This window comes from Streptomyces sp. NPDC039465 (assembly GCF_055639315.1).
Genome location: NZ_JBVKAP010000003.1, coordinates 405742 through 416783, shown reverse-complemented (window position 1 = coordinate 416783; position 11042 = coordinate 405742). Strand labels below are relative to the sequence as shown.

Below are 11042 nucleotides of genomic sequence, written 5' to 3'. Positions count from 1 at the left end.
CCCCCGGAGCGGCAGCGACTGATGTCACCGTCAGAACCTCTCCGGCTTGAGCAGGGCGAGGACGAGATAGCCCAGCAGGGCGGCGGCCACGATCAGGCCGACGATGTTCTCGGCGGTCACAGCTTCGCCACCCCCTTGGCGATGAAGGCCACCAGCGCGAAGACCGCGATCGTGGTGACGACGAAGGCCATGTCGGCCATCGTGAGCTCCTGGGTGAAGAACGGATTCTCGGACCAGATGAGGAAATCGCCTTTCAGCCAGGTTCCGGCCGCCGTTAACGCCTCCCATATGGCCCGGCGCGCCCTCTTGACGGTTCCTCTACGGGGGCGCCGCGCGTCCGCCATCGCAGTGGATTCGCAGCACGACCAGCGCAATCACCGGTGTCACCGCCGGGAGCGCCGGATCCTTCGGCCGACGCTGGCGGCAGTCCGCCGCGCCCGAGGACCCGGGAGGAAGAACCCGCCATGAGGGTCAGGCCCGTCACTCGTACCCGCACGCTCCTGCTGCTGGCCGGAGCGCTGCTCCTGGCCGCCCCGGCCGGAGGGCTGACCGCCCGCACGGCCGCCGCCGACGGTGTCGGTTCCCGGGTGCTCGGGCTGACCGTGACCGTCAACAACCGCCCTGGCCAGGAGGCGGAACGCCGGGGAGTGCGGGTGGGTCACCCGGTTGTCAAGAAGTACCGGATCGTCAACCGCTCGGGCGCCGATCTGCACCGGGTCACGCTGACCGACCCGGCCGTGCCCGGCGGCGTCGTGCGCTGTCCGGGCGGGCGGTCGTTCTTCCTGCGCGGACTGACCGGGCTCGTCTGTACGGCGCGGTTCACCGCCACGGCCGGCCGGCACACCACGACCGCGCACGCCCAGGGCGAGATCCCCACCCTCGGCATGCGGCCACGGGCCTCGGCCACCGCCGGGTACCAGGGCGTCGGCGGGAACCTGCGGCTGTGGGTGTCGGTGACCTCCGTCCAGGGGTCGCGGGCGGTGGTGCGCTACACCGTCGGGAACTCCGGCAACCGCCCGGTGTACGGAGCCCGGCTCACCGAACTGGACCTGCGGCCGCCCCGGATCACTTGCGCGGGGCACCGCACGCCGGTGCTGCTCGTACCCCCCGGGCGGACCGTGGTGTGCGAGGCCCGGCTGACCGGGCTGCGACCGGGCGCGTACCGGAGCGCGGCCGTGGTCCGGGGTGGTGACCGGCTGTCCACGCTCGACACGAAGGGCTACGCCAAGGCCCCGCCGGTGCTTATGGCGCGGGCGACGGACCACTTCACCGTACGGGGCGCGGCGCGCGCCGCGCGGCCCACCAGCCCGGCGGCGGCCACGCCGTCCCGGCGGGCGGTGGCGCCGAGCCCCTCGGCGGCGACGAGGACTCCGACGGCCGCGGCCACGCCGGCCGCTCCCGCCCCGCCGGCGGCTCCCACGGCCGCGGCCACACCGGGCGCGGCGGCCCCGGCGGCCGGGGCGCCCGGTGCGGCCGCGGGAGCGGCCTCGGCAGCCGCCCCCGCAGCGCCTGCCGCACCTGGCGCACCACCCGCACCCGCAGCGCCCGCACCCGCAGCGCCCGCTGCACCCGGCGCCCCCGCCCCGGCGCCGGCACCCGCACCCGCGCCCCTCACCGGACCGGCCGCCCCGGGCGCCGTCGTCCCCCCGCTCGCTGCCCTCGCGGTCGGCGGGGAAGCCCAAGCCGCTGACGCCGCGGCAGCCGCCGCCGCTTCGGACGCCGCTGCCGCTTCGGACGCCGCCGCGGCGGCAGCTCCGGGCGCCCCCGCGGCACCCAGTTTCGCGGTGGCCGCCGGGATCGCCGCGCCCGCGCTCGGCCCGCTCGCCGCCACGACCCCCGCACCCGACCCTGCCGACCCGGCGGACCCGGCGGACCGGACCGGGGAGACGGACCGGACGGAGCAGACCGAGCAAACGGACCAGACGGATCAAGCAGAACAGACCGAGCAGACCGAGCAGACGGATCAGGCCAACCAGAACGGTCCCGTCCGGGCGGCCGGCGGCGCGCCCCGGCGCGAGGAGGGGCTGTCCGTCACCACGTCGCTGCTCCTGCTGCTGATTCCGGCGGCGCTCGTCGCCGTGCTGGCCAGCCGTCGGCTGTGACCGTACGACCGTCGCCCCGCCGCCCGTCCGAGGGAGCGCCATGAACCACGTCGTCGAGATGGTCACCCTGGCGTTGCTCGCCGCGATGATCGCCGCCGTCGGCGTCGTGGTCTGGCGCCGCTTCCACCCGGCCGAGGAGGAGGAAGGGGACGGCGAGGAGGCGGCCGAGTACATGTCGATGATGATCGCCCCTGCTGTACGCGCTGCTGCTCGGTCTCGCGCTGGTCACCGTCTGGGAGCTGCAGGACAGCGCCGAGGCGCACACCGCCACGCACCCCCTGAATCAGCCCCCGACACGCCTGAATGCGCCCCGGCGTGCCCGGCACCGGTCCTTCAGCGCCTTCTGGCGCGAGGCCCCCGGTCGGGCCGGTCATACAATCCTCAGTCAAGCCTCACTGCTCAAGAACCAGAAGGATCCGCGATGAACACCCCGTTCTTCAGCACCGCCCCGGCATCGGCCCCCGATGTGTCGGTGATCATCGCGGTCTACAACGCCATGCCTTATCTGACGGAATGCCTGGATTCGGTCGTCGGCCAGTCCATAGGCCTCGACCGCATCGAGGTGATAGCCGTCGACGACGGCTCCACCGACGGCAGCGGAGCCGAACTCGACCGGTACGCCCGCGCGTACCCCCAGTTCCAGGTGGTCCACCAGCCCAACACGGGCGGCCCGAGCCGGCCCCGTAACCGCGCCCTCGACCTGGCCCGCGGCCGGTTCACCTTCGTCGTGGACGCCGACGACTACCTGGGCCGCGAGACGCTCCAGCGACTGGTCGCCATGGCCGACGCGCAGGACAGCGACGTCGTCCTGCCCAAGCTCGTCGGCCTCGGCCGGGCCGTCGCGGACAAGGCGCACAAGCACGCCGAGCGGGCCGACCTCTACCGCTCCGAGGTCTACCGCTCGCTGCACAGCGCCAAGTTGATGCGCCGGGAGATGCTGGAGACCCACCGCATCCGCTACCCCGAGGACCTCTGGTTCGGCGAGGACCAGCTCTTCGTCACCGAGGCCTATCTCGCGGCCCGGACCATCTCCGTCGTCGGGGACTACGACGGCTACTTCCTGCGCCGCCGCGAGGACGGCGGCAACATCACCGCGCGCAGCCGGACCGCCGCCGAGACCGTGCAGCACATCGAGCGGGTCATGCAGCTGGTCTCCGACCGGGTCACCGACCCGGTGGGCCGCCGCCGGATGCTCGGCCGGCACATCCGCAACCTCCTCGGCAAGGCGATCCTCCCGGCCGTCCGGGCCCGGGCCGCCGACCCCGCGTACGCCTGGGAGGTGCTCGACCGCAGCCGCGCCCTGTGCGCCACGTACTTCACCGACGACATGGCCAAGGAGCTGTCCCAGCTCGCCTGGATCCAGCTGTACGCGTTCCTGCACGGCAACGACCTCGCCCTCGACGCGCTGGCCCACCACACCCCGAGCGGGCCCGCCCCGATCGTCAACGACAACGGGCGGCTCTACCGCGCGCACCCGCTCTTCCGCGATCCCCGCGCGGGACTGCCGGACGAGCTGTACGACGTCACCGACTCGGTGCGTACGCCTCAGCGGCTCCAGAAGCTGGAGTGGCACGAGGGGAAGCTGCGGATGTCCGGCTACGCGTACATCGACGTCCTGCCGACCACCGGCATGACCACTGAGTTCGTACTGCGCCGCCGCCAGACGCAGACCGAGGTGAGCGTGCCGGTGACGGTACGGGCCACCCCCGCCCTCGCCGCCAAGGCGGGTTCGGACGCGGCGGACCACTCCATGGCCGGATTCGACCTCGACCTCGACCTCAACACCGCCGAGCGCGGCGGGCCGCTGACCCATGGCACATGGGACTGCTTCCTGCGGCTGCGGGCGGAGGGCGTCGAGCGCACGGTCCGCTTCGGGCGGGCCCTCGGCAAGACCGTCGACCGCACGGCCCGCCGGCCGGTGGTGTTCGGGTCGATCGAGGGTACGGACCTGGAGCGCACCGCCGTGGTGTATTTCACGGACAAATGGAACAACATCAGTCTGGAAGTACAGGAACGCCGCATTTTCTCGGCTCCGCCGACTCCCCTGCCGGCGGCCCGTGTCGAGGTGCGGGTGCCCGAGCAGATGGGCGTCCAGGCGCCGGTCTTCCCGTCCGAATCGGGCGGCCAGGCACCGGTGTTCCCCTCCGGTCCGGGGGGTGTTCAGGCCCCGGCCTTCCCGCAGCAGCCGGGCGTACAGGCCCCTGTGTTCCCGCAGTCCACGCCTGTCTGGCCGCAGGAGTCCACCGGGCACTGGGACCGCTGAGCCTGCTGTACATTCCCCGTGTCCGCCGGGGAAGCCGGTGCGCGCGGGGCTGATGAGCCCGCCGTGCCGCCGCTGCGCCCCGGGTTCTCATCAGCGAGGGGTGGGGCCGCATGCAGCGGCGTCGTGTGTGGGGCACGGCCATGGCCGTGGCCGCCGGTCTGGCCGGCGTACTGGTCTTCGAAGGGGTCACCGGCCTGCCGGACGCGGGGTCCGACGACCGGGGTGGGCACGGGCCCGTCCAGGTCGACACCAGGACGGTCGCGCTGAGCACCGGCGACGGCGGGCGCTCCGCGTCGCTCGGCCGGCGGGACACCGAGCCGTTCAGCATGCTCGGGGTGACCTGGGCCGATCCGAAGGCTCGGGTGACCGGCACGATCGAGGCCCGGACCCGGGCCGTGAAGACGGGCGCGTGGTCGAAGTGGCTGCGGCTCGACGGCGACAGCGGCCAGGGCGAGGCGTCGGCCCGGCGCGGCGGCACCGAGCCCGCCTGGGTGGGGCCGTCCGACGGGGTGGAGATACGGGTCGTCGCCGACGGCAAGACCTCCTCGGTCCTGCCCGAAGGCATACGCCTCGACATGATCGACCCCGGCAAGGGGCCGGGCGACGCCCGAGGGCTCGCCATGGCGCCGGCCGCGTTCGCGGCCGAGACGGAGGGCCCCGACACCACCACGTCCACGTCCCCGGCCGAGCCTTCACCGAGCGCGACGACCGCGCCGCCCGAGCCCGTACCGTCGGACTCCCCGACCACCACGGAGCCTTCGGCCACCGCCACCGGCCCGGTCCAGAGCCCGTCCCCCACGGCGACGGCCACCACTCCCCCGGCGTCGTCCCCGGCCCCGGCCTCCCCGACGCCCACGCCGTCGGCGACCGGCGGCCCGTCGTCCACGGCGCCGCGTCCCGCCATCACTCCCCGGTCCGGCTGGGGGGCAGATGAAACGATCAGCCCGGAGGCTCCGGGCTATCTCCCCGGCGGGAAGATCAAGGCCGTGGTGGTGCACCACACCGCCGAGTCCAACTCCTACACCTGCGCCGAGGCCCCGGCCGTCGTCCGCGGCATCTACGCCTACCACGTCAAGCAGTTGACGTGGAAGGACATCGGCTACAACTTCCTCGTCGACAAGTGCGGCACCGTCTACGAGGGCCGCAAGGGCGGTGTCGACCGGCCCGTCCAGGGCGCGCACGCCTACGGTTTCAACGCCGAGACGACCGGCATCTCCGTGCTCGGCACCTACACCGACGCCGCGCCGTCGCAGGCCGCGATGGTGTCGGTCGCCCGGATCGCCGCCTGGAAGCTCGGCCAGTACGGCGTGAACCCGACCGGCACCGCGACGCTGACCGCCGGTGACGCGGGCACCAACTACTTCCGCAAGTCCTGGGCGAAGGGCGCGCAGCTCGCGTTCCCGGTGATCCACGGCCACCGCGACGGCTACAACACCCAGTGCCCGGGCGGGGCGTTCTACGGCAAGCTGTCCTCGATCCGCTCCTGGGCGGCCGGTCCCGTGACCGGGCTGACCGTCTCCTCGGTCACCGGCGCGACGGCCTCCAGCGGCACGTACCACACGCGCGGCCCGATCACCGTCAACTGGTCCTCGACCACCCCGGCCGCCTTCGTCACCCGCCACGAAGTGCTGGTCGACGGTGTTCCGGTGGCCACCGCGGCCGGTTCGGCGACCTCCGCGCAGGTGAGCGTCCCGACCGGCAGCCACAGTGTCCAGGTCCGCGCCGTGCACCAGACGGGCAAGGCCGCGACCAGCGCGGCCGTGACCGTCGTCGGTGACGTCACGGCGCCGGTGTTCACGACGAAGCCGACGCTCTCGCTCCGTACGGGTCTGGTGAACGCCTCGGCGGTCCCGCTCACGCTGGCGTGGAAGGCGACCGACGCGGTCGGCCTGCGCGACGTACGGCTGACCGCCCCGCTCGCCGCCACCTACGGCCCGACGGTTCTCTCCGCCCCGCAGAACGGCACGTCCGGCAAGGCGACGACCTGGTCGCTGTCGGCGTACGACCGGGCCGGGAACCGCGGCGCCGCCTCGGTCACCACCACGCCGGTGGTGCTCCAGGAGACCTCGGCGGTACGTACGGGCACATGGGCCACCAAGACCGCCAGCGCCTACTTCGGCGGCCGCTCCTACAGCAGCGCCACCAAGAACTCCTCCCTGGCCTGGACGTTCACCGGTCACTCGGCGGCGCTCGTGGTCTCCCGGGCGGCCACGTCGGGCCAGGTGTACGTGTACGTGGACGGTGTGAAGGTGGCCACCGTCGACCTGAAGTCGTCCACGGCGAAGTACCGCGACGCGATCTGGACCAAGAGCTGGCCGGCCTCCGCCCAGCACACGGTCAAGATCGTGGTGGTCGGCACGGCGGGCCGTCCGACGGTCACGACGGACGGGCTCTTCTACCTCAAGTAGCCGTCGGCGACGGCGGGAACGGCACGGCCGCGCGGGTGCTCCGCGCGGCCGTGCCGCGTTTTCCGGGCCCGGCCCGGGGCGGGGGCAGGTCCGATTCGTACAAGACCGGGGCGGGGCCGCGTTCCTACGGTCAAGGCATGACTACTCCACGATGCGATGTGATCGGCCTGGTCGTCTCGGACATGGCCGCCTCCCTCGCCTTCTACCGGCGCCTCGGCCTGGACATCCCCGCCGACGCCGACTCCGCCCCGCATGTCGAGGCGCCGCTGCCGGGCGGGCTGCGGATCGCCTGGGACACCGAGGAGGTGATCCGGTCGTTCGACCCGGCCTGGACCCGGCCCACGGGCGGTGAGCGCATCGGGCTGGCGTTCGTGTGCGCGAGCCCGGCCGAGGTGGACGCGGTGTACGCGTCGCTGACCGAGGCCGGGTATCGGGGGCATCTGAAGCCCTGGGACGCGGTGTGGGGGCAGCGTTACGCGGTGGTGCTCGACCCGGACGGCTTGGGCGTCTCGCTCTTCGCCAACGCCTCGTAGGCGCTCAGGGTCGTGCCGGCCAGGGTCCGCATCTCCCGGGCCAGATGCGCCTGGTCGGCGCAGCCCGCGCCGGTCGCCGCCGCCGCGTACGGCACACCGGCCCGGACGAGCGTGAGCGCCCGCTGCAGGCGCAGGACGCGGGCGAGGGTCTTGGGGCCGTAGCCGAACGCGTCCAGGGCCCGCCGGTGCAGCTGGCGGGCGCCGAGGCCGACGGCGTCGGCCGTGGCGGCGACACCCGCGCCGGCGTTCAGCCGGGCGACGACGGCCCGCAGCAGCGGATCGGGCGCGGCGGTGTCCGCCGCGACGCTCAGCGCCAGTGCCTCCAGGGCGGCGGCGGGGTCCGGGGCGGCCGCGACGCGCCCCGCCAGGCGCCGCACGCGCGCGGCGGGCCACAGCTCCGCGAGCTCCACACGCCGGTCGCGGAGCTCGTGGGCGGGCACTCCGAGCAGCGCGGGCGCGTCCCCGGGCGCGAAGCGGACCCCGGTCCAGCCGGCGCCGGTGCCGGGGGTCTGGGGCACGTGGGCGCGGGTGTCGGGCCCGGCGACGAGCAGCCGGCCGTCGTGCCACAGCAGGTCCATGCATCCGTCGGGCAGGACGGGGTAGGGCCTCGGCCCCCGCAGGGGCGTACGGGTCCAGACGACCGCGCCCGTGAGCAGTGACGGGCGTTCCTCGTACACGGCTTCGAGGTTAGCCGGGCGGGGGTGGCGGGAGCGAGCGGGTTGACTCGGGGCCGGGGGCCGGGGGTCAGCCCGGCGGCTCAGCCCTGGTGCCTGTCCTTGTCCCGGTCCCTGTCCTTGTCCCGGTCCTTGGGCTGTTTCTCCTTCTCCCGGACCGTGTGCAGCCGGGACTTGACGTCGTCCGGCGGCAGGAACTTCGACCAGCGCTCGGGGAACTCCGAGGGCATGTCCGGATCGTCGTCGTCCAGTTCCTCCACGGCCGCCTTGGCCCGGGCCACCAGCTCCGCGGCCTGCTGCGTACGGACCCGCTCGGTGGCCTCGCGGGCGGCCGCGGTGGCGACGGAGGGCCAGACCCGGTCGATGGCGGCGTTGACCGCGGCCCCCACCAGGACCGCGAAGGCGGAGATGCCGATCCACAGGAGCACGGCGATCGGGGCGGCCAGCGAGCCGTAGATCGTCGGGCCCTCGACCTGGCTGGTCAGGTAGATCCGCAGCAGGAAGCTGCCGAGCACCCACATCGCGAGGGCCACCAGGGACCCGGGGATGTCCTCGATCCAGGGCGAGCGGACCGGCACGGACACGTGGTACAGGGTGGTGAGGAACGCGATGGAGAGCAGGATGACCACCGGCCAGTACAGGACGGCGACCACTTCCGTGCCCCAGGGGATCAGCTCCACCACCCGGTCCGGGCCGACCACGGCGAGCGGCAGCACCACGGCGCCGATGAGCAGGGCCACGATGTAGAGCAGGAAGGCGAGCAGCCGGGTGGCGACGATGCCGCGGTGCCCGTCGAGGCCGTACATGACGGTGATCGTGTCGATGAAGACGTTCACGGCCCGCGAGCCGGACCACAGGGCGATGGCGAAACCGATGGAGATGATGTCGGGCCGGCCGCCGGCGGTGACGTCCTCGAGCAGCGGCTTGGCGATGTCGTTGACGCCCCGGTCGGACAGGACCGTCCCGGCGGCGCCCAGGATGTTCTCCTGGATGGAGGCGACGGTGGTGGTGTTGGTCCAGTTGTCGACGTAGCCGAGGAGTCCGAGCAGACTCAGCATCAGGGGCGGCAGCGACAGGATGGTGAAGAACGCCGCCTCGGCGGCGAGACCGAGGATGCGGTACTCGATGCACGAGTTGACCGTGTCCTTCAGCAGCAGCCAGACCATCTTCCGCTTCGAGACGTTGCGGTAGAGGACTCGGGCCCGGTGGAGCCTGCCCGGTGACCGCTCGGGTGTTTCATTTGCTGCCTGCACCTCCTTACCGTATCGGCATGGCAGCCACCACCCACACAGTGACCAATCAGGCTCCACCCCTGGTGGGGTACGACGTCTTCGCGGCCGATCGTGCCCTGACCGAGGCCGTGGAACGGCATCTCGCGCCCGAACTCCTTCCGCGGGCCCAGGAGGAGCTGACCGAGCTGGGGCGCGCGGCGGGCTCGGCGCAGGCCCAGGAATGGGGGGTCCTCGCCAACGAGAACCCGCCGAAGCTGCGCACCCATGACCGGTACGGCCACCGGATCGACGAGGTCGACTTCCATCCGGCCTGGCACCGGCTGCTCGGGCGGGCCGTCTCCGCCGGGCTCACCGGTGCCTGGGGGCGCCCGGGCGGGCATGTGCGACGCGCCGCGGGATTCCTCGTCTGGACGCAGGTGGAGGCCGGACACGGTTGTCCCCTGTCGATGACGCACGCCGCGGTGCCCGCGCTGCGGGCCGATCCGGAGCTCGCCGCCGAGTGGGAGCCCCGGCTCACCTCCCCGGTGTACGAGGAGGGACTGCGGCCCGCCGCGGAGAAGGGCGGGGTGCTCTTCGGGATGGGCATGACGGAGAAGCAGGGCGGCAGCGACGTCCGGGCCAACACGACGGTGGCGAAGCCGCTGGACGCGGCGGGCGAGTACGTGCTCACCGGACACAAGTGGTTCTGCTCGGCTCCGATGAGCGACGGCTTCCTCGTGCTGGCGCAGGCTCCCGGGGGGCTGACGTGCTTCCTGGTGCCCCGGGTGCTGGCGGACGGGACGCGCAACGTCTTCGCGATCCAGCGGCTCAAGGACAAGCTGGGCAACCGCTCCAACGCGTCGAGCGAGGTCGAGTTCGCGGGGACGTGGGCGCGCCGGGTCGGTGAGGAGGGGCGCGGGGTGCGCACGATCATCGAGATGGTGGCGGCGACCCGGCTGGACTGTGTGATCGGCTCGGCGGCGCTGATGCGCCAGGCGGTGGCCCAGGCGGCGCACCACTCCGCGTACCGCAGCGCCTTCGGCGGCCTGCTGATCGACAAGCCGCTGATGCGTAACGTCCTGGCCGATCTGGCGCTGGAGTCGGAGGCGGCGACGGTGCTGGCGATGCGGCTGGCGGCGGCGTACGACGCGGTGGAGGAGTCGGGCTCGGAGCAGGAGCGGGCGTTCCTGCGGCTGGCGGTGCCGACCGCGAAGTACTGGGTGACCAAGCGGTGCACGCCGGTGACGGCGGAGGCGCTGGAGTGCCTGGGCGGCAACGGCTACGTGGAGGAGTCGGGCATGCCGCGGCTGCTGCGCGAGTCGCCGCTCAACTCGATCTGGGAGGGCTCCGGCAATGTCCAGGCGCTGGACGTGCTGCGGGCGTTGCAGCGGGAGCCGCGGGCGCTGGACGCCTTCCTGCGGGAGGTGGGCCAGGCGCGCGGCGCGGACCACCGGCTGGACGGGGCGATCAAGGCGCTGCTGACCGAACTGGCCGATCTGGACGGCGTCGAGGCGCGGGCGCGGCGGCTGGTGGAGCGGATGGCGCTGGTGCTGCAGGGCTCGCTGCTGGTGCGCTGGGCGCCGCCGGAGGTCGCGGACGCGTTCTGCGCGTCGCGGCTGGGCGGTGACTGGGGGGCCGCGTTCGGGACGCTGCCGCACACGCTCGACCTGGCGTCGGTGGTGGAGCGGGCCCGCGCGGTGGTCTGAGCCGGGGGCACAGCTGAGGGTGGTGCTGCGCCGACACGGCACCACCCCCGCTTGATGCAACTTTCAGGTACGGGGCGACGGGTTGCCAGAGTTGCAAACCGTTGCAGGTTTGAGCGAACCGGCCCTCCTGAGGGGCAGACGGGCG

General features: G+C 73.3%; 9 protein-coding genes. 5 read left to right on the top strand and 4 right to left on the bottom strand.

The window, feature by feature from the left end; all coding sequences use genetic code 11:
• Positions 1 to 30: 30 nt before the first annotated feature.
• Positions 31 to 120 (bottom strand): K(+)-transporting ATPase subunit F, encoded by a 90-nt coding sequence (kdpF, locus tag ACZ7LT_RS12370; RefSeq protein ID WP_019890282.1) that lies wholly within the window; start codon positions 118 to 120, stop codon positions 31 to 33.
• Positions 117 to 344, bottom strand: a complete 228-nt coding sequence (locus ACZ7LT_RS12365; protein WP_471235961.1) for a hypothetical protein — start codon at positions 342 to 344, stop codon at positions 117 to 119. The genes kdpF and ACZ7LT_RS12365 overlap by 4 nt, the downstream gene beginning before the upstream one ends.
• 120 nt (positions 345 to 464) lie before the next feature.
• On the opposite strand from ACZ7LT_RS12365, the gene ACZ7LT_RS12360 reads away from it, so the two are divergent.
• The 4 genes from ACZ7LT_RS12360 to ACZ7LT_RS12345 all read left to right on the top strand — a co-directional run bounded on the left by ACZ7LT_RS12360 (position 465) and on the right by ACZ7LT_RS12345 (position 7306).
• A complete protein-coding gene (locus ACZ7LT_RS12360; RefSeq protein WP_471235960.1) occupies positions 465 to 2102 on the top strand; it encodes a hypothetical protein in 1638 nt (545 codons plus the stop codon).
• Positions 2103 to 2523: 421 nt separating this feature from the next.
• Positions 2524 to 4365: a glycosyltransferase family 2 protein gene (locus tag ACZ7LT_RS12355; RefSeq protein ID WP_471235959.1), complete on the top strand. Its 1842-nt coding sequence runs from the start codon at positions 2524 to 2526 to the stop codon at positions 4363 to 4365.
• Between the two features lie 110 nt (positions 4366 to 4475).
• Positions 4476 to 6773: a peptidoglycan recognition protein family protein gene (locus ACZ7LT_RS12350; protein WP_471235958.1), complete on the top strand. Its 2298-nt coding sequence runs from the start codon at positions 4476 to 4478 to the stop codon at positions 6771 to 6773.
• A 137-nt stretch (positions 6774 to 6910) separates the two neighbouring features.
• Positions 6911 to 7306, top strand: coding sequence for a VOC family protein (locus ACZ7LT_RS12345; protein ID WP_471235957.1), 396 nt, complete (start codon positions 6911 to 6913; stop codon positions 7304 to 7306).
• Here the strand turns inward: ACZ7LT_RS12345 and ACZ7LT_RS12340 are convergent.
• On the bottom strand, positions 7246 to 7983 hold the full coding sequence (locus tag ACZ7LT_RS12340; RefSeq protein WP_471235956.1) for a DUF6597 domain-containing transcriptional factor: 738 nt from the start codon (positions 7981 to 7983) through the stop codon (positions 7246 to 7248). The genes ACZ7LT_RS12345 and ACZ7LT_RS12340 overlap by 61 nt on opposite strands.
• 80 nt (positions 7984 to 8063) lie before the next feature.
• Positions 8064 to 9233, bottom strand: coding sequence for a YihY/virulence factor BrkB family protein (locus ACZ7LT_RS12335; RefSeq protein ID WP_471235955.1), 1170 nt, complete (start codon positions 9231 to 9233; stop codon positions 8064 to 8066).
• 17 nt (positions 9234 to 9250) lie between these two features.
• On the opposite strand from ACZ7LT_RS12335, the gene ACZ7LT_RS12330 reads away from it, so the two are divergent.
• Positions 9251 to 10897, top strand: a complete 1647-nt coding sequence (locus ACZ7LT_RS12330) for an acyl-CoA dehydrogenase family protein (protein WP_471235954.1) — start codon at positions 9251 to 9253, stop codon at positions 10895 to 10897.
• Positions 10898 to 11042 lie beyond the last annotated feature (145 nt).

Bases quoted from the DNA above. Each gene is read 5' to 3' on its own strand.
- ACZ7LT_RS12330 (WP_471235954.1), top strand. From the start codon at position 9,251: ATGGCAGCCACCACCCACACAGTGACCAATCAGGCTCCACCCCTGGTG.
- ACZ7LT_RS12350 (WP_471235958.1), top strand. From the start codon at position 4,476: ATGCAGCGGCGTCGTGTGTGGGGCACGGCCATGGCCGTGGCCGCCGGT.
- ACZ7LT_RS12360 (WP_471235960.1), top strand. From the start codon at position 465: ATGAGGGTCAGGCCCGTCACTCGTACCCGCACGCTCCTGCTGCTGGCC.
- ACZ7LT_RS12345 (WP_471235957.1), top strand. From the start codon at position 6,911: ATGACTACTCCACGATGCGATGTGATCGGCCTGGTCGTCTCGGACATG.
- ACZ7LT_RS12365 (WP_471235961.1), bottom strand. From the start codon at position 344: ATGGCGGACGCGCGGCGCCCCCGTAGAGGAACCGTCAAGAGGGCGCGC.
- ACZ7LT_RS12355 (WP_471235959.1), top strand. From the start codon at position 2,524: ATGAACACCCCGTTCTTCAGCACCGCCCCGGCATCGGCCCCCGATGTG.